Origin of the sequence: Collinsella aerofaciens, assembly GCF_964283865.1 — a bacterium.
GTDB lineage: Bacteria > Actinomycetota > Coriobacteriia > Coriobacteriales > Coriobacteriaceae > Collinsella.
Map to the genome: position 1 here is coordinate 1 of NZ_CAXYLS010000018.1, position 21,695 is coordinate 21,695.

18 protein-coding genes are annotated in these 21,695 nt (G+C 56.7%); 14 read left to right on the forward strand and 4 right to left on the reverse strand.

The genetic code is table 11. The features are described 5' to 3' along the window. Positions 1-396, forward strand: a 396-nt coding sequence (locus ACRX4W_RS08385; RefSeq protein WP_432300028.1) for a hypothetical protein, incomplete at its 5' end; no start/stop codon positions are given. 156 nt (positions 397-552) lie between these two features. On the opposite strand, the gene ACRX4W_RS08390 is transcribed toward ACRX4W_RS08385, so the two are convergent. From ACRX4W_RS08390 to ACRX4W_RS08400, 3 genes are read right to left on the reverse strand one after another with little or no spacing between them, the layout of a single operon-like run. Next, entirely contained in the window at positions 553-2,409 is a 1,857-nt protein-coding gene (locus ACRX4W_RS08390; protein WP_117564714.1) for an ABC transporter ATP-binding protein, read from the reverse strand. Then, a complete protein-coding gene (locus tag ACRX4W_RS08395) occupies positions 2,409-4,778 on the reverse strand; it encodes an ABC transporter ATP-binding protein (protein WP_432300030.1) in 2,370 nt (789 codons plus the stop codon). The genes ACRX4W_RS08390 and ACRX4W_RS08395 overlap by 1 nt, the downstream gene beginning before the upstream one ends. Then, the gene (locus tag ACRX4W_RS08400) at positions 4,775-5,224 is read right to left on the reverse strand and encodes a MarR family winged helix-turn-helix transcriptional regulator (protein ID WP_432300032.1); all 450 of its coding nucleotides are present in this window, start codon (positions 5,222-5,224) and stop codon (positions 4,775-4,777) included. The genes ACRX4W_RS08395 and ACRX4W_RS08400 overlap by 4 nt, the downstream gene beginning before the upstream one ends. Before the next feature lie 549 nt (positions 5,225-5,773). Between ACRX4W_RS08400 and pflB the strand changes: the two genes are divergently transcribed. The 13 genes from pflB (at position 5,774) to ACRX4W_RS08465 (ending at position 20,544) form a co-directional block, all read left to right on the forward strand. After that, on the forward strand, positions 5,774-7,825 hold the full coding sequence (gene pflB / locus ACRX4W_RS08405; RefSeq protein ID WP_035137643.1) for a formate C-acetyltransferase: 2,052 nt from the start codon (positions 5,774-5,776) through the stop codon (positions 7,823-7,825). An 85-nt stretch (positions 7,826-7,910) separates the two neighbouring features. Beyond that, positions 7,911-8,162 (forward strand): autonomous glycyl radical cofactor GrcA3, encoded by a 252-nt coding sequence (grcA3, locus tag ACRX4W_RS08410; protein ID WP_006234861.1) that lies wholly within the window; start codon positions 7,911-7,913, stop codon positions 8,160-8,162. Between the two features lie 301 nt (positions 8,163-8,463). Further along, a complete protein-coding gene (locus ACRX4W_RS08415; protein WP_432300034.1) occupies positions 8,464-9,474 on the forward strand; it encodes a LacI family DNA-binding transcriptional regulator in 1,011 nt (336 codons plus the stop codon). 183 nt (positions 9,475-9,657) lie between these two features. After that, entirely contained in the window at positions 9,658-11,040 is a 1,383-nt protein-coding gene (locus ACRX4W_RS08420; protein ID WP_035137642.1) for a family 43 glycosylhydrolase, read from the forward strand. Between the two features lie 45 nt (positions 11,041-11,085). After that, positions 11,086-12,537 (forward strand): PTS transporter subunit EIIC, encoded by a 1,452-nt coding sequence (locus ACRX4W_RS08425; protein ID WP_052044095.1) that lies wholly within the window; start codon positions 11,086-11,088, stop codon positions 12,535-12,537. 101 nt (positions 12,538-12,638) lie between these two features. Further along, complete coding sequence (locus ACRX4W_RS08430; protein ID WP_432300036.1) at positions 12,639-14,081, forward strand: glycoside hydrolase family 32 protein; 1,443 nt, start codon at positions 12,639-12,641, stop codon at positions 14,079-14,081. A gap of 276 nt (positions 14,082-14,357) precedes the next feature. Continuing rightward, the gene (locus tag ACRX4W_RS08435) at positions 14,358-15,212 is read left to right on the forward strand and encodes a DegV family protein (protein WP_432300038.1); all 855 of its coding nucleotides are present in this window, start codon (positions 14,358-14,360) and stop codon (positions 15,210-15,212) included. Between the two features lie 186 nt (positions 15,213-15,398). Then, the gene (gene pflA / locus ACRX4W_RS08440; RefSeq protein WP_432300040.1) at positions 15,399-16,217 is read left to right on the forward strand and encodes a pyruvate formate-lyase-activating protein; all 819 of its coding nucleotides are present in this window, start codon (positions 15,399-15,401) and stop codon (positions 16,215-16,217) included. Between the two features lie 315 nt (positions 16,218-16,532). Further along, complete coding sequence (locus ACRX4W_RS08445) at positions 16,533-17,651, forward strand: serine hydrolase (protein ID WP_432300042.1); 1,119 nt, start codon at positions 16,533-16,535, stop codon at positions 17,649-17,651. A gap of 78 nt (positions 17,652-17,729) precedes the next feature. Then, the gene (gene mtnN / locus ACRX4W_RS08450) at positions 17,730-18,470 is read left to right on the forward strand and encodes a 5'-methylthioadenosine/S-adenosylhomocysteine nucleosidase (RefSeq protein ID WP_432300044.1); all 741 of its coding nucleotides are present in this window, start codon (positions 17,730-17,732) and stop codon (positions 18,468-18,470) included. A 39-nt stretch (positions 18,471-18,509) separates the two neighbouring features. Then, positions 18,510-19,100 carry a ribosome biogenesis GTP-binding protein YihA/YsxC gene (gene yihA, locus ACRX4W_RS08455; RefSeq protein WP_006234871.1) on the forward strand — a complete coding sequence of 197 codons (591 nt, stop codon included), beginning with the start codon at positions 18,510-18,512 and terminating at the stop codon, positions 19,098-19,100. A 96-nt stretch (positions 19,101-19,196) separates the two neighbouring features. After that, positions 19,197-19,880 carry a DUF3990 domain-containing protein gene (locus tag ACRX4W_RS08460; protein ID WP_250787811.1) on the forward strand — a complete coding sequence of 228 codons (684 nt, stop codon included), beginning with the start codon at positions 19,197-19,199 and terminating at the stop codon, positions 19,878-19,880. Between the two features lie 31 nt (positions 19,881-19,911). Further along, entirely contained in the window at positions 19,912-20,544 is a 633-nt protein-coding gene (locus tag ACRX4W_RS08465; RefSeq protein ID WP_409064626.1) for a helix-turn-helix transcriptional regulator, read from the forward strand. A gap of 331 nt (positions 20,545-20,875) precedes the next feature. Here the strand turns inward: ACRX4W_RS08465 and ACRX4W_RS08470 are convergent, their stop codons facing one another. Further along, on the reverse strand, positions 20,876-21,406 hold the full coding sequence (locus tag ACRX4W_RS08470; protein WP_195233986.1) for a DUF5626 family protein: 531 nt from the start codon (positions 21,404-21,406) through the stop codon (positions 20,876-20,878). Positions 21,407-21,695 lie beyond the last annotated feature (289 nt).

The window sequence follows — 21,695 nt, forward strand, 5'->3', positions numbered from 1 at the left end:
CGCCGTGATGCGCGACCGGGTGCCCTACCGGGAGTAGCGTCGAAGGTTGACAAAACTATAGGAACACCCAATGACTACCTTTCAAACCTGGCAGTTGGGGACGTTCCTTATGTGCTGGCACTTGGGGAAACTCCTTGCGCCAGCGGACGCGGTTTGCTTGCTGGTATTGCCAGATTGTTGGGCGTTCTCCAAGCCCTGTGGGCAAAAAATGCCAAATATGAGTACTGTTGCTGCTGTAGTGCCATATTGCTCCCACAAAATAATGGACATAAAGTAAATATGTTCATTAACGCTAGTACATATAAGCCTGATACAGAGCTGATTGAGCAATGTGGAGGTGCATACAAGCTACAAGAGCGGTGTTTTGGGTCGTTTTGGATGTTACTAAAAAAGTAACAGTACTCATATTTGCCATTTTTTGTCCACGGGGCCTTGAGGGAGGGCGTCAATCAGGTCCCAGGGGAGGCGGTTCGAGGGCTGCAAAACAAAAACGGGGACGCAGATTGTCCTGCGTCCCCGTTCTAGGGCGTTATTCGTTCCCTGCGGCAGAATTTACGCCGCTTCGTCGAACTGCGAGTTGTACAGGTCGGCGTAGAAGCCGCCCTGGGCGAGCAGTTCGTCGTGTGTGCCCTTCTCGACGATGTCGCCGTCGCGGATCACCAAGATCACGTCGGCGTTACGGATCGTGGACAGGCGGTGCGCGATGACAAAGCTTGTACGGCCTTGCATCAGCGCATCCATGGCGCGCTGAATGAGCTCCTCGGTGCGGGTGTCCACGTTGGAAGTCGCCTCGTCTAGAATCAGCGCCGGGCGGTCGGCCAAAATGGCACGGGCGATGGTCACGAGCTGGCGCTGACCCTGCGACAGGTTAGTGCCCTCCTCGTTGATCATAAAGTCGTAGCCACCGGCGAGCGTATGGATAAAGTGGTCGCAGCGTGCGGCGCGTGCGGCGGCCTCGACCTCGGCGTCGGTCGCATCGGGGCGTCCGTAGCGGATGTTCTCGCGGATGGTGCCGTTAAACAGCCAGGTGTCCTGCAGCACCATGGCAAACTCGCCGCGCAGCGCCGCGCGGTCCCAGTCGCGCACGTCGACGCCTTCGACGCGCAGCGAACCGCCGTCCACGTCGTAAAAGCGCTGCAGCAGCTTAATGAGCGTGGTCTTGCCGGCGCCGGTGGGGCCGACGATGGCAATGGTTTGGCCGGGCTGCGCCTCGCAGCTAAAGTCGTGGATGATGGTCTTGTCGGGCGTGTAGCCAAACTTGACATGGTCGAACTCCACGTGGCCGGGGCGCTTTTCGGGAATCTGCGCGTCGGCCTTTTGCTCCTCCTCGGGCGCGGCCAGGAACTCAAAGACGCGCTCGGTGGCAGCGGCCATCGACTGCATCGTATTGCTCACGTTGCCCAGTTGCTGTACGGGTTGCGTAAAGTTGCGAACGTACTGGATAAAGCTCTGGATGTCGCCGGGCGTGGCATTGCCGGTCAACGCGAGCTGTGCGCCCACCACGACGACGCCCACATAGCCCATGTTGCCCACCAGGCTCATAAGCGGCATCATCAGGCCCGACAGGAACTGCGAACGCCAGCCGCTAATAAAGAGTCGGTCGTTTTGACGGTCGAACTCCTCGATCGAGGCCTCGGCGCGGTCGAACACCTGAATGACGTTCTGGCCGGCAAAGTCCTCCTCGATAATGCCGTTGACGGCGCCCAGAACCTGCTGTTGCTCGCGGAAGTACGGCTGCGAGAAGTGAATCATCACGACCAGGATTATCGCGGCGGCCGGCAGCGTGAGCACGGTGACGCCGGTGAGCGGCAGGCTGATCGACAGCATCATGACGAGGACGCCGATAATCTGCGTCACCGACGTGATGAGCTGCGTCACGCTCTGGTTGAGCGACTGGCCCAGCGTATCGACGTCGTTAGTGATGCGGCTGAGCACGTCGCCCTTGCTGTGTCCGTTAAAGTAGCTCATCGGAACGACGGCGATCTTGGCGGCGATCTCCTTGCGCATGCGATAGCAGATCTTTTGCGTGACGCCGGTCATGAGCCAGCCTTGGATCAGGCTGCAAACAGAGCTCGCCAGATACAGGCAGAGCAAAAAGCCGAGCGTCTTGGCGATCCAGTCAAAGTCAACGTCGCCGGTGCCGTTGACCTTGGCAACCAGACCCTCGAATAGCTTGGTGGTGACCTGGCCGAGTACCTTGGGTCCCACGATATTAAAGACGACCGAGCACACGGCAAAGGCGACGGCGGCAAACACGGCAATCTTGTGCTGGCCGATATAGCCGAGCAGCTGCCTCATGGTGCCCTTAAAGTCCTTGGCCTTTTCGCCGCGACGCATGCCGCCCATGCGGCCCATGGGTCCACGCTGGCGGGTGGGCTTGGGAATCTGAGTCTTGGTTTCGTCTGCCATTAGCGCTCGCCTCCTTCCATAACGGCTTCAATCTCTTCTTGGGTAAGCCCCAGCTCCTCGGCGGAAAGCTGCGACTGTGCGATCTCCAGGTACGCCGGGCAGCTGCGCAGCAGCTCCTCGTGCGTGCCGGTGCCCACTACGTGGCCGTCGTCGAGCACGATGATCTGGTCGGCGTGCATGATGGTCGCGATGCGCTGGGCCACGACCACGAGCGCGGCGTCGGTAACGTTTTTGGCCAGCTCCTCGCGTAGGCGCGCGTCGGTCTTGTAGTCGAGGGCACTAAACGAGTCATCGAACACCACGACCTCGGGCTTTTTGGCCAACGCGCGGGCGATGGCCAGACGCTGGCGCTGACCACCCGAAACATTGGAGCCGCCCTGGCTGATAGGGGAGTCGTACCCGTCCTCGCGCTCGGCGATAAAGTCCTCCGCCTGGGCGACGCGTGCTGCCTGGCGCATATCCTCGTCACTCACCATGTCGCCGGCAAACTTGAGGTTGCTCTCGACGGTACCCGAGAATAGACGACCCTGCTGCGGAATATAACCGATGCGGCGGCGCAGCTCGGAAAGTGTCATGTCGCGCACATCGATGCCGTCGAGCGAAATGCTGCCGCCCGTGACGTCGTACAGGCGCGGAATCAGCTGCACGAGCGTGGACTTGCCCGAGCCCGTGGAGCCAATAATGCCGAGCATCTGACCGGCATGCGTGGTGAAGTTCACGCCGCTGATGACGTCGGCGCGGGCATCGGGATACTGGAAGCTCACGTCGCGGAAGGTGAGCTCGCCGCGCGGCGCGCTGGCCGCGGGCAGTTTGGGCGAGACGGGGTCGTTGATGCTGGTGGGGCAAGTGATGACCTCTTCCACGCGCTCGGCTGCGACCTCGGCACGGGGCAGGATAACCGAAACCATGGTGAGGATCATAAACGCCATGACGATCTGCATGGTGTAGGAGATAAACGCCATCATGTTGCCGACCTGCATCACGCCGTCGGACACGCCCTGGGCGCCAAACCAGACGATAAGCACGGTGATGCAGTTCATGACGAGCATCATGAGCGGCATCATAAAGCTCATGGCGCGGTTGGTGTAGAGCTGCGTGGTCATTAGGTCGAGCGAAGCCTTGTCAAAACGCTCGAGCTCATGTTCCTCGCGGTTGAACGAGCGGATGGGCATAAGGCCGTCGAGCAGCTCGCGGGCGGTAAGGTTCACGCGGTCCACAAAGCTCTGCATCTTTTTGAACTTGGGCATGGTGAGGCCCATGAGCACGCCGACAACGGCCGAGACCGCGATGATGGCCACGGCGATGGTCCACTCCAGGCCGGTGTGGTTGGCCAGGACGCGCATGACGGCGACGATGCCCATGACGGGGGCCATCAGGCACATGCGGATAAACAGGGTTGCGGCCATCTGGATCTGCTGAATGTCGTTGGTGCAGCGGGTGATGAGCGAGGCCTGGCTAAACTTGCCCACCTCGGCCGGCGAGAAGTGCATAACCTTGTTGAAGGTCTCGCGGCGCAGATCGCGGGCGATGGAGCAGGCGGTGCGCGACGCCACGGCACCGGTCAGGATGGTGGCGACGAGCGACACCAGGCACAGCCCAAACATCGTGGTCGCCATGCGGCTCAGGTAAGCGTTCTGCACGTCGGCGGGGTCGATGCCCTGCGCTTTGTACTCTTCTTGTACGTAGGTCACGGCGCGCTGGGTCACGATGGAGCCCGACATGGAGCCCATTTTGTCTGCCATATCGTTGGCGCCCTCGACGAGCTTGCCCTGGTCGATTAGGCCGCCTTCAACGCCTAGACGCAGACTCTTCATGGTGACCTTACCGCCGTCGGCATCAATCTGCTTTTGCATGTTCTGCGCCGCTGCGGCCTTCTGCTGCATCTCGGCGAGCTGCTCGGGCGTCATCGCCGCCATCTGCTCGGGGGTGGGCATGGCCTGAGCGGCGCCGTCATCGCTTGCCTCGGTAGATGCGCCGGTCATGTCGCCCATGGAGTTGGCATCGATGCCCTGGTTGAACGAAAGGACGACAGTCTCGGGCAGGCTCATGATGTCGGCAATCTTGCCGCCGTCGGCGCGCTCCTCCTCGGTGCCCTTGTACGTTCGAATGCCGTTATTGTCCGCCTTGCTAAACACGGCCTCCACAGCCTTGGCGTCCTTATCGCTCATAAAGAGCTCAAGGTCGTCGAGCGATTCGGCGCGAATGGTGTCGGGTACGGGCGAGGCGATGCCGCCTTGCTGCACACCCACGTCGACGATGTCGCTCATATAGGTAGGCAGCGCCAGATCGGCGTTGCAGCTGATTACGATAAGTACGATAGCTGCGAACAGTGCCAGGATATGTTTTTTAAAGAGCTTGAGAATCCTCACTCGGCATCTCTCCTTTCTTGATTGCGGTCGATAATTTCGTTGGCACGCCTTAGGAGGCGCACCATCTCTTGGGTATCTGTTTCGCCGAGCTGCTCGAGGAAGGCTGCGGTGCGGTCCTCGAATTCCCGACGTTTGATTTCGATGACCTGGAATCCCTTGTCGGTCACTGTGACGTGTACGCGACGACGGTCGGTCTTTGAGTGCTCGCGCTCGACCCAGCCCTTGGCCTCGAGGGCGCGCAGGATATTGGCGATACGGGCGCTCGAGACCCAGGCACGATCGGCGAGTTCGCTCGGCGTGAGCGAGCCGCCGGCGCGCATGAGGGCGCGCATGACGGCCATCTCGCCGCCGAGGGCTTTGTCCGCAAAGCGCGAAATGCGCTGATGCATGCTGCCGAACTCGGTAAGGAGCTGACGCCCAAGTTCACGGAAATCGGTATCTTCCACCGAAAACCCCTAACACTAGAAACTATTTTCGGTGAAAGATGATACCCCCGCACGCGCACCCTATACGGTAGATTTTGGGACATGCCTAGAAAACAACCTTTAGGCGACCTCCGTACACCGTCGGTATCAGCAAAGTTAGGGGTAGATCTCTGAGCACGTCCTAAAGCCCACTCAGAGGCACTTTACCCTGCTAAAGCTGGCATAACAGCTAGAGTGAACGTCGTACAAAGGCAAAGAAAAAACTAAACAAATCGGTGAACGGTAGTTGTTCACGCTCGCATTTCCTGCGGGTTTGTAAAAAACGCCCTTATGATATAAAAAAAGAAACATATAACAGCCCAGATGGAGAGGGTCGCTATGTTATCCTTCTCAAACGGGTGAAATCTTGGGTTTTGGGTTGCAGTTCCAAGGTGGACAAACGTTTTTCCCTGCACCAACATGTGGTGAAGAACGGAAGAAGCCGGTAGTGCAAGCCGAAAATTCAAGAATTCAATAAGCAGCGGTGTGAGAGAGCGCCGCATTACACGTAACTAGGAGCGTGGTTACACAATGCAGGAGGCATGGGAAGGCTTCAAGGAAGGCATTTGGACGGGAGAGGTTGACGTCCGAGACTTCATCCAGAAGAACTACACCCCTTACGAGGGCGACGAGTCGTTCCTCGTAGGTCCGACCGAGCGTACCAAGGAGCTGTGGGGCGAGGTTCTCGACCTGCTGCTTAAGGAGCGCGAGCAGGGTGGTGTCCTCGATATGGACACCAAGACCGTCACGGGTATCGTGAGCCACCCCGCTGGCTACATCGATAACGCCCACCGCGAGAAGGAGACCATCGTCGGCCTCCAGACCGACAAGCCGCTCAAGCGCGCTCTGCACGTCAACGGCGGTATCCGCATCGCTTGCCAGGCCGCCAGCCAGCACGGCTACAAGGTCGACGAGAACGTTGTCGAGCGCTACACCTTCGAGCGCAAGACCCACAACGCCGGCGTCTTCGATGTTTACACCCCCGAGATGCGTGCTTGCCGCTCGGCTCACATCATCACCGGTCTGCCCGATGGCTATGGCCGCGGCCGCATCATCGGCGACTACCGTCGTGTCGCCCTGTACGGTGTCGACTACCTGATTAAGGACAAGGAGGCCCAGAAGGCTTCCACCCCGACGGTCATGACCGCCGACAACATCCGCGATCGCGAGGAGCTGCAGGAGCAGATCCGCGCCCTCGGCGAGCTCAAGATGATGGCCGAGACCTATGGTTTCGATATTTCCAACCCTGCTACCAACACGCAGGAGGCCATCCAGTGGATGTACTTCGCCTACCTTGCTGCCGTCAAGGAGCAGAACGGCGCCGCTATGTCCATCGGCCGTACCTCTACGTTCATCGACATCTATGCTGAGCGCGACCTTGCCAACGGTACCTTCACCGAGGAGCAGATCCAGGAGTTCGTGGATCACTTCATCATGAAGCTCCGCATGGTCAAGTTTGCCCGTACCCCCGAGTACCAGGCCCTGTTCACCGGCGACCCGCAGTGGGTCACCGAGTCCATCGGCGGCATGGGTGTTGACGGCCGTACGCTCGTTACCAAGATGAGCTACCGCTATCTGCACACGCTCGAGAACATGGGTACCAGCCCCGAGCCCAACATGACCGTTCTGTGGTCGACCCGTCTGCCCGAGAACTTCAAGAAGTTCTGCGCCAAGACTTCCGTCGCCAGCTCCTCGATCCAGTACGAGAACGACGACCTCATGCGCGTCTATCACGGCGACGACTACGGCATCGCCTGCTGCGTGTCCTCCATGCGCATCGGCAAGGAGATGCAGTTCTTCGGCGCCCGCGCCAACCTGGCCAAGTGCCTGCTGTACGCACTCAACGGCGGTGTTGACGAGGTCTCCAAGAAGCAGGTCGGCCCCAAGTATCGCGCCGTCGAGGGCGATACGCTCGATTACGACGACGTTGTGGCCAAGTACAACGACATGATGAAGTGGCTCGCTGGCGTGTACGTCAACTCGCTGAACATCATCCACTACATGCACGATAAGTACTGCTACGAGCGCATTCAGATGGCTCTGCACGACAAGCACGTGCACCGCTGGTTCGCTACGGGCATCGCTGGCCTTTCCGTCGTGGCTGACTCCCTGTCCGCCATCAAGTACGCCAAGGTCCACCCCGTCCGTGACGAGAACGGCATCATCGTCGACTTCGAGACCGAGGGCGAGTTCCCCAAGTACGGTAACGACGACGACCGCGTCGACCAGATCGCTCACGACGTTGTGCACCAGTTCATGGAGTACATCCGCATGAACGACACCTACCGCAACTCCGTGCCCACGACCTCGGTTCTGACCATTACCTCCAACGTCGTGTACGGTAAGAAGACCGGCTCCACGCCCGACGGCCGCAAGGCTGGCCAGCCGTTCGCCCCGGGTGCTAACCCCATGCACAAGCGCGATAGCCACGGCGCCATCGCTTCGCTGTCTTCGGTTTCCAAGCTCCCGTTCCGCGATGCTCAGGACGGCATCTCCAACACCTTCTCCATCATCCCGAGTGCGCTCGGCAAGGAGGACCAGGTGTTCTTTGGCGATATCGACCTTGATCAGCTGGGCGAGTAACTATTGTTAGTGCTATACTAACAATAACGATTACTGATTAGCGCGCCGGTTTCGGCCGGCGCCTATTAATCGAAGGAGACACATTATGAAGGTTTCTGAAGTTTCCGAGACCCAGGCCGATAACCTGGTCCACATGCTCGACGCTTACGCCGAGAAGGGTGGCCACCACCTGAACATCAACGTCTTCAACCGTGAGACGCTGCTCGACGCTCAGGCTCACCCCGAGAAGTATCCGCAGCTGACCATCCGCGTTTCCGGCTATGCCGTGAACTTCCACACGCTCACCAAGGAGCAGCAGGACGAGGTCATTGCGCGTACCTTCCACGACAAGTTCTAAAGGGGTTTAACTCCCGCAGGATCGCCGGGCCGCTTTGGGTTACTTTCCAAAACGTCCTCGGACATGCAAAGGGCTCCGCTGCGCGCTTCGCGCGGCGGAGCCCTTTGCGTCCTGCGGAAATGTTTTGGAAAGTAACCCAAAGCGGCCCGGCGGGGGTCCTGTGTAGTCACCCTTTAGGCGGAACTCTCCTAATTATTTGGATGAGTCGTTTACTTACTTGTGCTGTTACCGTCTTCCCGCTGTTGTTGGGGTATGCTTTGTTCGTATGTAAACGTATGACATGTTGATGGGGGAGGGTGCTATGGCTCGCGAGGGCGCTCGTTCTAAGGATTCTGCTAAGCCTGGCATCAAGGAAGTTGCAGCGGTGGCGGGGGTTTCGCCTACTACGGTATCTCGCGTGCTGAATAATCGCGGCTATATTAGCCAAGAGACCCGCGATAAGGTCCATGCCGCGATGGAGCGCATCAACTATACGCCCAACGATATCGCCCGTGCCATGCTCAACGGTCGCCTTAATCTTATCGGTATGATCGTTCCCTTTGTGAGCAGCCCGTTCCATGCTCAGGTTGTGCAGGCGGTCGAGCGCACGTTGGCGGAAAATGGCTTTAAGATGTTGCTGTGCAACAGCGCCAATCGACCCGATCTTGAGCGTTCCTATATCGACATGCTCCGCCGCAATATGGTCGACGGCGTCATCGTCAACTCCCTCAATATCGGTGCCGAGGCATATGCCGAGATGGGCTTGAGCCTGGTTGGCATCGACTGCGATCTTGGCGAGGGCTCTGTCCAGATTGCAAGTGACAGCTATGGCATCGGCGAGCTCGCCACGCGCCGTCTGATTGATGACGGCTGCAGGCGTATCCTGTGCCTGCGCAGCAATAGCCGCATGCGCATGCCTGCCAATAAGCGTACCGATGCCTACCTCGATGTTGTTGAGCAGGCCGGTTTGTCCGCGCTTGTCCGTGAGATTGAGTTCGTTAAGCCCGACGACGAAAAGGGCGCGGTCGTTGCGAAGATCCTCGATGAGAACCCCGATATTGACGGCATCTTTGCGGGAGACGATACGATGGCGGCCATCTGTCTCAACGTGATGAAGCAGCGCGGCTTGAGCGCTCCAGACGATATTAAGGTCGTGGGCGCGGATGGTGCCCGCCGAACTATGACGTTTATGCCTGACTTAACAACCGTACGTCAAGATATCGATCGCATCGGAGAGCTCGCGGCGCAATCCATCATCGCTCTTATTAACGGCGATAATCCCGAATCGAATATCAAGCTCCCCGTTGAACTCATTGAGGGCAAAACCGCGTAGTTCATCCCGTGCCAAAAGAATTCCTCAAACGCCTCTGATGACCGTTCACCGGCATATGTCAACCGTTTGCCGACGACTGGAACTGCGAAAAGACGTATTGGTGTGAAAACGTTTGACATATGAAAACGATTGACATATCTTGCCATTGTACCGAGTTAGTATGTCGTGGAAAGGAAGTCTCGGATGCACAAGGTGTATTACCAGCCTGAGGGAATTTGGGTAGGCGACATCATGCCGTACGGCGAGGACGGCACGTTCTATCTCTATCATCAGCGTGACACGCGTAACCCCGAACCTTTCGGAGAGCCGTTTGGCTGGGCACTCGCTACGACCAAGGATTTCGTCAACTACAAGGACTTTGGCGAGAGCCTTGAGCGTGGCGGCGACGAGGAAGTCGACCAGTACATTTATGCCGGCACGGTGTTTAAGGTGGGCGACAAGTACCATGCGCTCTACACTGGTTGCAATCGCGATAAGGTCCGCGCACGTTTGATGAAGCAGGTTCTTCTTCACGCAACGAGCGACGACGCCGTCAAGTGGGAGAAGAACATCGCCGAGACGCTGCTTCCGCCCCAGGAGGGTTACGATGACCGCAACTGGCGCGATCCCTTTGTGCTTTGGGATGAGGAGAACGAAGAGTACATGCTCATCCTTGGCACGCGTGTGGGCGAGGACAAGCGTCTGATGACCGGCCGCCTGGTCAAGTTCACCTCCAAGGATCTGACCAACTGGGAGTTCCAGGGCGACTGGTGGAACCCGGGCCTGTACACCATGTTTGAGATGCCTGATCTCTTTAAGATGGGCGACTGGTGGTACCTCGTCTTTTCCGAGTACAGCGACGGCAACAAGACCCGTTACCGCATGTCCAAGTCCATCAACGGTCCTTGGATTACCCCCGCTGACGACTCCTTCGACGGCCGCGCGTACTACGCCGCTCGCACCGCATTCGATGGCGAGCGTCGCGTTCTCTTTGGTTGGGTTCCTACGCGTGACGAGGGCGGCGACCCCAGCTCTTACCTATGGGGTGGCACCTTTATGCCCCTCGAGATCGTTCAACGTGCCGACGGAACGCTCGGCACCAAGCTCCCCGACAGCATGCTTGGCGCCTTTGGCGAGGCTAAGGCAGTCGAGACCTTTGAGCTTTCCTGCGAGTCGGGCAAGGTCGAGCAGGTGCTCGCCGCGGATGCCGGCTCCACCTACTTGCTCGATGCCGACATTGAGCTCGGCGGTAACGCTGCCGGCTTCTCGGTCAAGTTCGCCGAGGACGCCGAGACCGGTCTTGCCTATGAGTTCCGCGCCAACCTGCGCGAGGGCAAGCTCGAGTTCACGCCGGCTCCCCAGTACCCGTGGTTCCAGGTCAACAACATGGGCCTCGAGCGTCCGTTGTTCTTTAAGGGCGAGGGCACTCACCATGTGCGTCTGGTCGTCGACGACGACATCGCGACCATCTTTGTCGATGATGTTGCGCTCAACGCTCGCTTCTGCAACAAGCAGGGCCAGGGTGTGGCGCTTACCGTCACCGACGGTGCGCTCAAGTGCGCAAACGCAACGATCGCGTCTCTGTAGCGGCAACGAACCGTTTTATGATTTAGAAAAGGAATGGAGAGGAACATGGACTACAAGGCAGTGTCCCAGCAAGTCGTCGACAACGTCGGCGGACTGGAGAACATCGAGGGCGCCACGCATTGCGTGACCCGTCTGCGTCTGGTGCTCAAGGATACGAGCAAATACAACAAGGCCGAGCTCGAGAACATCGATGGCGTCAAGGGCGTGCTGTACAACAGCGGCCAGCTCATGATCATCTTTGGTACCGGTACCGTCAACAAGGTTTACGATGAGTTTATGGCTCTGACGGGCGTCAAGGAGATTAGCGCTTCCGAGGTCAAGGGTGCCGAGGCGGACAAGAAAGGCAAGTTCTTCTCGGTCCTCAAGGTGTTCTCGGACATCTTTATCCCCATCATTCCTGCCTTCGTCGGTGCCGCTATCATCATCGGCCTTAAGTCGTTGATCGTTGCCAACGGCCTCTTTGGCATGGAGGGCAGTCTCGCCGATCACAGCGAGTTCCTCAAGAACCTCGCAAGCTTCTTTGCCATTATCGCCACCACGTTCGACTACCTGCCTGTCCTGGTTATGTACAGCGCGGTCAAGCGTTTTGGCGGTAACCCGATCCTGGGCATCCTCGTCGGTATCGTCATGGTTCACCCGAGTCTTATGAACCGTAACACGTTCGTTATGGACCCGACGGGTGCTGAGTACTGGAACTTCGGTCCGCTATCCATTCCCATGGTTGCTTTCCAGGGCGGTGTGTTCCCCGCAATCCTGACTGCCTGGTTTATGGCCAAGGTCGAAAAGATTGCCCAGAAGTACATCCCCGAGGTCGTTTCGTTCGTCTTTGTCCCGACCGTTACCCTGATTCTTGCTAACGTCGCCCTGTTCACCGTGTTCGGCCCGCTCGGCAACCTGATCGGTGACGTCCTCGCCGGCGTAATCGATATCCTGTACAACAGGATGGGCGTCTTTGGTGCCTTTGTCTTTGCCGCGTTCCTGCAGCCGCTCGTCGTTACCGGTACGCATCAGTTCATCCAGGGTATCGAGGCCAACCTCGTTGCCACGACCGGCTTCAACTACATCCAGGCCATCTGGTCGGTTTCCATCATCGCCCAGGGCGGCGGCGCCATCGGTATGTACCTCATTCACAAGAAGCACTCCAAAGAGCGCAACATCTGCATGTCGTCCTTTATCCCGACGCTGGTCGGAATCTCCGAGCCCGCTATCTTCGCTGCAAACATGCGCTACTCGATCATCCCGTTCATCTGCGCATGCATCGGTGCAGGCTGTGGCGGTGCCTTCGTCAAGCTCTTTGAGGTGCGCGCTATCGGTCAGGGTCTGACCGGCGTGCTTGGCCTGCTCATCGTTACGCCCGAGACCCTCGTGTGGTATGTGGCTGGCAATCTCATCGCCTTTATCGTGCCGATCGTCTTGATCTTTGCCTACAACAAGGCAAAGGGCGTGCCGACCACCGATGAAGAGGGCGCTGGCGCTGGCTTCGACGTCAGCTTCTAGTTGAGCCGTTCAGTGTAATCTGAGGATAAGTCCATTTGAGGAAGGGCGTTCGACTCGTGTGAGTCGAGCGTCCTTCCCCATAGACGAGAAAGTCAACGGCGATGTTTAATCAAAAAAATAAGGTGACACGCGCGGACTATGAGCAGTGGCGTGCCGGACAGGATGAGACGGCGGGTCGCATCGCGTCCGACCCCGATAGGCTCCTGTTCCATGTGGAGCCTGAGCTTGGCTGGCTCAACGACCCCAACGGTTTGGTTCAGATTGGTGATACGTATCACATCTATCATCAATACGATCCGTTCGATGCTGCGCATGGCGGTCCAGTGCTTTGGAACCATCTGACGACAAAGGATTTTGTGACGTACGAGAATCATGGCCCCGCGCTGTTCCCCGATTCCGATTTGGATTCGAACGGAGCGTATTCTGGTTCTGCCTTTGTACGCGATGGCAAGATTCACTATTTCTATACCGGCAACGTCAAGCATTTTGACCGCGATGATTACGACTACGTGTTGACGGGCCGTGAGCAAAACCAGATTCATATGGTTGCCGAGAATCCCGACGAATTGGGCGAGAAGTGCATAGCTGTTGGACCGGTCGATTACCCCGACGATATCGGTACGCACGTGCGCGACCCCAAGATCCTTGAGCACGACGGTATCTACTACATGGTTCTGGGTGCTCGTACGAAAGACGACCGTGGCTGCGTGCTTGTCTATACCTCGCGCAATCTTGAGGACTGGAGCTATGCGACGCGCATTGAGTTGGGCGAGAAGTTTGGCTTTATGTGGGAGTGCCCCGATCTGTTTGAGCTCGATGGCGAGCTTATTCTCGTTTGCTGTCCGCAGGGTGTGCCTGCCGATGGTTGGCGTTACCGCAATCCGCATCAGTGCGTGTGGTTCCCCATCGAGGCCGATTGGGAGGCGCCGAGCTTTAAAATCGTCGGGCAGGGCATGCCCCCGATGGTCGATGCCGGTTTTGATTTCTATGCTCCGCAGTCCTTTGAGGATACTGCAGGCCGGCGTTTGATGATCGGATGGTCGGGTTGCCCCGATGCGACGGCAGAAAACCCGACGGTGGCGCGCGGGTGGCAGTGCGCGTTGACGGTGCCGCGAGAGCTGAGCATGCGCGATGGCAAGCTCTGCCAGCAACCGGCGCACGAGATTGAGAGGATGCGCGGCGACTGCGTTCGCGCGACAGGCGGTGAAACCGTTGAGGAGCCGGGCCGCCTGTTTGATCTTGTGGTTTCCTGTGAGGGCGCCAAGATGGTCGAGCTCGAAATCCGCAAGGGTGTCTTTGTGTGCTATGCAGACGGGATGCTTACCCTCGACATGGGTGACGAAGGCTATGGGCGCGACCAGAGGTCGATCGAGCTCAGCGAGCTTCGCGACCTGCGCGTGCTTTCGGACACTACGATGGTCGAGATTTTTGCAAATGGCGGCGAGGCGGCACTTACGAGCCGTACCTATTCGCCGGCGGTTCCGGCGATGGAGCTGCACGCCGAGGGCGCGGCATCGATGAATTTCTACCGCCTCGTGCATTAACCGTGCATGGGGCACGATTGGACTTGCTGGGCGGAATGTGTTGCAGTTGCCGCAGCGAACTACCGTTTATCGCGTATAGCTACCGTTTGCGGGATAAGTAACACTCATTTATAAACCGTGTAAAATCTCAGCCAAGCACGGAGTTTTCCAGGGAGACGCTGTCCTTTGTTGTGTGCAAGGGGCGGCGTCTCTTTGGCGCTTGGACGCTGTTGTGCAACAGTGCGGCGGCGCGTGCCATGTGTTGAAAAGCCAATGTTGAGATGGGTCGTGATGATAATGGGCAAGTACGTAATCGTGGTTGAGTCTGGTTCGGATGTGACGCCGGAGCTCTGCGAACGCTACGGTATCGTGCGCGTGCCCATGCACGTCACAGTTGGCGACGAGACCGTCGAGGACGGCTCGATCGATCCGCTCGAGATTTACTCGCGCTGCAACGAGCTCGGTGTTATGCCTAAGACGAGTGGCTGCGCGCCTGCGGATTTTGCTCACGTGTATGACCGTATCCATGCCGAGCAGCCCGACGCGACTATTCTGCATCTCGCGTATTCCGAGGCCACGACCTGCTCACATCAGTCCTCCAAGATTGCGGCTAAGGGCCGCGACTACGTATTCTCCATGGATACGCGTTTTGTCTCGGTGGGCCAGTCGCTCGTTGCCGTCGAGACCGCCAAATACATCGAGGCTCACCCCGATGCCACCGTTGACGAGATCTTTGCTTTTACGAATTCCGTCATGGACCGTGTGCTGCTGGGCTTTGTTCCTACCGACCTAGCCTTCCTTAAGGCAGGCGGTCGTCTGTCCAATGTGGCATTCCTTGGCGCCCACCTGCTCAAGATTAAGCCCTGCATTGAGGTGACGGGCGGCAAGTTCGTGGCGACCAAGAAGTTCCGCGGCTCTATGCTCAAGTGCGCCCGCGCCTTTATTGACCACATGGTTGCGAAGGGCGAGATTGACTACTCGCACATTGGCCTGGCGTATTCGGTGGGCCTTTCCCAGGAGCTGCGCGACGACATGGAGGTCTATGCGCATGACCTGGGCTTTAAGGATATTACCTGGACTCAGGTTGGCGGCGTCATCTCGAGCCATTGCGGCCCGACCGCCTTCGGCGCGGTGCTCACGCTCAAGGCGTAAAGCCTGGCGTCTATCGATTTCTATTGCCTTGACGGCGGGCGGGTTGCGACAACCTTCCCGTCGCTTTTGCATGGGGCCAAATAGGACAATCCAATTGACCGCTAAACCGTTTCGCCATCAAGCATATAGGCTAGAATGACTCTGGCATTTATGTAGCTAAAACCAATGAGAGGCAAGGTAGCGGGAATGGCTGAGATGACGCTCGAGGGTGTGGACGCTCGTCCTGAGGACTCCGCGTTTGCCCTGGGCCGCGTGCATTCGATTGAGACGATGGGAACGGTCGATGGACCCGGCATCCGCTTTGTGGTGTTTGTTCAGGGCTGCCCCATGCGCTGTGCGTATTGCCACAACCCCGACACCTGGTCGGTTAACGGCGGCACCATGGTGACCGTCGAGCACCTGATGGACGAGTTCCAGAGCAACCATGAGTTTTACCGCAGCGGCGGTATTACGGTGTCCGGCGGCGAGCCGCTCCTGCAGCCCGCGTTTTTAGCCGACCTGTTCCGCGCCATGCACAATAACCCCGATGGTCGCGTGCATACCTGCTTGGATAGCTGCGGCTATGCGTTCGATCCCGCGCATCCCGAGAAGTTCGATGCCGTACTCAACGAGACCGATATGGTGCTGCTCGACATTAAACACGCCGATCCCGTCGAGCATAAAAAGCTGACCGGTTGCGATCCCGCACGCATCCTGGCGTTTGGTGATGAGCTCGCGCGTCGCAAGATTAAGGTTGTTATTCGCCATGTGGTGGTGCCGGGTATCACCGATACGGTGGAGGAGTGCGAGGCGCTCGGTCGTCTAATCGCCCCGTGGCACAACGTGGTCGGCCTGGAGATGTTGCCGTATCACACGATGGGTGTCGTCAAGTACGAGCAATTGGGCATTCCCTATAAGCTCGAGGGCGTTCCACAGATGGATACCACGCGCATGCCCGAGCTGCGCAACGCCGTCATGACGGGCATGAAAAAGCGCCGCGCGGAACTCAAAAACGCTATCGGCTAGCGAGCCATTCTGCTCCCCAAGGGCACTCATTGGGGACAGACTTAAATGAGTGCCCCTGGGCACCAAGTTGATTGCCAAAGAGCCCCGTCAAATTGCGGTGGAATAGTTCTTGTTTTTCGGCTTATGCTGCCCAAACAGGAACTATTCCACCGCAACTGCGTTTTGGGCGGAGATGCGCAACAGAATCGTGCCATTTGGATAAATACGCTTGTGGTTTCTTTAAAGACACCTTAAACGCCGCTGAATATCTTTGGAAAGAAATGCCTGCTCGGTATTATGCTGCTCGTATATAAACGGTAGCAGTCAGGAGACCACGTGCGAAGCAACGCATCGCGGGACGAGTATGTGCCGCAGCATGGCAGCAGATATGAGACGAAGGGCACGCCTTCGCGTGGCCTCGCTGACGTTCGCATCCGCGTGACGAAGATTGCCGCCGTTGGGATGCTAACGTTGGCGGTTATTATCCTCGGAATTACCGCCAAAACCTACGCGTCGGAGCGAATGGCACACTCAGATGCGTCAACGGTACAGACGCAAAACAAAAAGGTCTCTGAATCTAAAGCCACCGCAAGTCAAACCCTGTCGACAGCGAGCCTTAAGACGAGGCTTTCGAAGGCGGACTTTAACGATATTCCCTCAGGCGATACCGTGCAGACCTTCTCATTGGTTGATGACCAGATCCCCGCCCTGGAGGATGAGAGCCTCGCCGCACTCCAAGATGCCCTTGATCAGGCCCGGGAATTGGGCGATGTGGGCGTGGTGTTTTACGATTTGTCGAGCGGCAAGGGCGTGACGTATAACGCCGATGTCGAGGTTTACGGTGCGAGTAGTTATAAGGCGCTCTATGTGCTCTACGTCTGTGAATCCCTGGTCGAGACAGGGCAAGTATCGCTCGATGATACTCTGGGCACCTATGGCGGCTACAGTATGGGCTGGCTGACGGTTCGCGAACTCATCGAGGCCTCGGTCGTTAATTCGGACAACGATTCGTTTATTGCGTTACGCGCGGCGTTTGACCGTGTCGGTTACGAGGATTGGATTGTCGGTCTTGGCATCGATTACGATACCGCACTCGATCCGATGAGTGATTTTCCCACTTATTGCCCGCGCACCTCGGCCAAGTTGTGGCGCGAGATGTGCGAGTATTTGAGCTGTGGCAGTGAGGCCTCCCAGTGGTTATCTGAACTGCTGTCATCAACATCGCGCTCATTTATCCGTGATGGCATTGCGGACGACCAAGCCTTGGTGCGCAACAAGGCAGGCTGGATTAGCGAGGATGGTTGCTATTCGACATGCGATGCGGGCCTTATCGACATCGATGGCCGTACCTATGTCACGAGCATCATGACATCGATGCCGTGGGGCGACCGCTCGAGCGAGGTTACGGCTGCGATTGCAAAGGCTCTGTTTGATACGCGAGCAGCGCTGGCCTAGCGTGTTCGTTTGACGAGGTCAAACAAAATGCTGGTACCATACCGTGGTTGAGAATTTCGTATAGGTTTGGGGAATGGCATGGCTACCATCGCGATTATCGGTGCACTCGAAAAAGAGATCATGCAGATTAAGGAAGAGCTGAGCGACGTTTGCGAGGCACAGGAGGCAGGCTTGACCGTTGTGAGCGGTGAGTTCGACGGCCTGACGCTTGTCGCCACAACGGCGGGCATGGGCACGGTGAATGCCGCTGCCGCAACACAGCACCTCATTAGCAAGTATGCTCCGCAGGCAGTTGTGTTTTCGGGTATCGCGGGCGGTTTGAACCCCAAGCTCCATATCGACGACGTGGTCATCGGCAAACGCCTGCGCTATCTGGATACCGATACCGCGCTTATCGCCGAGTCTGCACCGGGGCTCGAGGAGTTTGGCTCGACGCCTGCGCTGGTGGATATTGCCGCCGATGTGCTTTCTGAGCGTGGCTTTGTCAACGCTTCGACAAATGCAGCCGTCTCGAACGAGGGCGCAAAGCAGTTCCTGGTCGGCACGATTGCCACGGGCAACCGTTTTGTGACGGGCGCCGCCATGCGCAACGACGCTATCGAGGCGACGCATGCCGATTGTGTCGGCATGGAGGGCGCGGCAATTGCCCACGTCGCAACCAAAAATGGTGTCGATTGCCTGGTGCTGCGCGCTATCAGCGATAATTGTGACGAGGCGTACGATGCGATTTGCGACCGCGAGTTCGACCTGTTCGAGTATGCCCGCACCGCGAGTGGCATTACGCTCGATATCGTTCGCCGTATCGCTGCTATCTATTAGCGCGCTTTTTTTGTAAGAACCTACGACCAAGGAGTGTCCATGGCCGATTCCATTAACTACCAGCTTGCCAAGTTCGTTGCCAGCTATGGCAAGGTTTCGCAGATTCCCGAGTCCACTTGCCCCGAGGTGAGCTTCGTCGGCCGCTCCAACGTGGGCAAGTCGTCGATCATGAACAAGCTTTTTGGCCGCAAAAACCTCGTCAAGGTTTCGAGCACACCGGGCAAGACGAGCAACATCAACTTCTTTGAGGCTGACGACGTGCACTTCGTCGACCTGCCGGGTTATGGTTTCGCCCGTCGTTCCAAGGCCGAGCGTGACCGCTGGGCAGAACTTATCGGTGACTTCTTCGACTCGGAGCGCAGCTTTAACCTGGTTGTGTCGCTGGTGGATATTCGTCACGACCCGAGTAAGCTCGACCATGACATGATCGACTACCTGCAGGGCAACGAGTTCAACTTTATCGTCTGCCTCACCAAGGCCGACAAGCTCAGCCGCACCCAGCAGGCCCGCCAGGCAGCAGCCATCAAAAAGCAGCTCAACGTCCCGGCCGAAAACGTAATCATCACAAGCTCCCAAACCGGTACCGGCATCGACGAACTCAAAAAGCGCATCGCCGAGGCTTGCCTCTAATCGGGCCGCAACCCTTCAAAAGCTCCCACCTATATCACCCCAGTGATAGTTATTGGTAAACTATCACTGGGGTGATATTTTTGTTTGGAGGTCGATATGGAGCTTTGGCACGGGTCGGAGGTTGTTGTCGAGCATCCGTCGTTGGATAAATGCAGACAATTCAATGACTATGGGTGTGGGTTTTATTGCACGCCGCATGAGGAAATGGCAATGGAGTGGGCATGTCGGACCGAGTCCGATGGTATCGCGAATCGATATGAGCTCGATATGGATGGTCTTGCGGTCTTGGACTTGGAGTCCGGGGAGTTTTCAATTCTCAATTGGCTTGCGATTTTGGCTAACAATAGGGAGTTCAATGTTTCGACACCGCTGGCGCGCGAAGGACTTCGCTATCTGCTGGATAACTGCCTAATTGATATTTCTCCCTATGACGTAATTCGAGGTTATCGCGCCGACGATTCTTACTTTTCGTTTGCAAGACAGTTCGTTAACGGCATGATCTCGCTCAGGCAACTGCAACTCATTATGCGTTTGGGCGATTTGGGCATCCAATACGCTCTTATGAGTGAGCGTGCGTTTTCAGTAATCAGATTCCGCGAATGGAGGCAGGCGTTGGGATCTGAGTATTATCCCAAGCGCTTTAAGCGAGAACAGAACGCGCGGCGCAAGTACCTGGATACTGTGAATGGATTCGACTCTGAGGGTGTCTACATTAGGGATTTAATGACAGGGAGGGTTGATTTAGATGATCCAAGAGTTGACGAATTGTGGACCGAGTAGAACATATCCCATCTATTACCTCGAGGATGCAATGAACAACCTCGGCGACTGCTTTGATTATGCCGTTAACGATTATGGAGCCGAAGGATCGGAAGTTGCTGAACTCTTTTGCCTGAGCGGCGTAGCTCGCGAGTTCGAACGCGGCAACGCATGGGTCGTATCGGGAAAATCGGGCGTTGAGCTGTTCGCGCTTATCGCTGAAAGGTCCGGCTATCAGAGCGGGTTTATACCGGATCGCACCTATCGTTTTGAGAAGACGCCAGAGTATTGGACAGGCTGGATACTGGCATATCTGCAGTGGCGTTTAGGGGAGTCTTTCGAAGACCTGCTGCATGTCGTTCCGTTTGACGCACTGCGCAGTCTGTACTATCCCTGGCACGAAGCCTCGGAGGAACGCGTGGCTCGCCTCGTCTGCGATATGGCGAAAAAAGCGTCCAGGCAAACCAAACTTGCGTTAGCAAGAAAGAAGCTTAAGAAAACCCAACAAGATCTAGCATACGAATCGGGTGTGTCACTCCGCTCAATCCAAATGTACGAGCAGCGCCAGAGAAACATCAATGAAGCTTCGGTAACAAGCGTAAGAGCCATAGCAAAAGCCCTCCACTGCAACATCGAAGATCTCCTAGAGCCAGTCTTCGAATACAAAGAAACCAGCGCCGCCTAAACCAATATATTGCCAAGGTTTGTATCTAGTAAGCGCTCCTTACCAGCAAGAGTCCCTACCAATAGATAGCGGCTTAAAGGGCCGAAATCGTATGAATGGCATTGCGACTTCCAAATGGGTGACTGCTGCTTGAAAAGCTATAGAAATAGGGGCCGATTTAACGGCCCCAAGCATCGCATAAATGGCATATACGTTTTATCAACTATTTCTTGTTTTTAACCCATTTGCAGATACGCCAAATAAGCACTCCGACGAGAATCCAAACGAGAGCGATCATAATGTCTGAGCGTGCAGGAATTGGGATCATTGAACTTCCTCAATTGATGTGAGTCTAGTTTGCATAGGTGTGGAGCGTGCTGCCTTCCATGGTCGCTTGCAACACGGCGATACCGGACGTCATCCCCATCGATTCATAGTTGAGTCGATATGTCGCCTGTTTCGAGTTCCATATAAAGGACTCGTTAGTTACCGTACAGCCGATAGTCGTATAGTTTTGTCCCCAAGCGCTGGTAATGAGCGAGTTCGCTATCTTGATCTTGAATTCGCGATAAATAAAAGGACTGTTGTAATAGATAGTCCAAGTTCCAGATGCGTTGTTGTAGTAACTGTCCCATATCAGGCTGGGTTCATTGGTTTTTTTAATTCCTATTACTGCAACGGTCCCATCCTTAAGCTTGATTTGATGAGACTGCTCGGGACCTTTCGTTAAATCAAAATCTTGGGTTGCGCCAGAAATTGCGACAGCATCGCTTTCTGCAGCATAAGCAGTCGAAGGGCTAAACGAGAAACATATCGGTAATATCAAAAGTATCGAGAGGAAAAACGAAGCTTTGAGTGTGCGTAACACTTTGACCACCTCCATACTGCGATGCCTAGTTAAATAGTAGCATAGATAAACAGTTTATTATGTAACCTAAAAAGCCCCTATCTGCCCGGCGCCCCTTCAAAGCGTGGGTCCCTGTAGACATCCTCAGCAAGGTAAACGCAGGGATGGTCGGGGTGTTCCCCTCAAAATTATTCCGCAGCGCGAAGGCCTCTCGTCTGTGGCTCCGTTGGAGCACAAGATTAAATCAGCGAATGCGATTATCCTGTCGAGGCTGCGCAGGTCCCCTTGGGGCTTCCCCTGAAAACAATCCGCAGATCGAATTGCC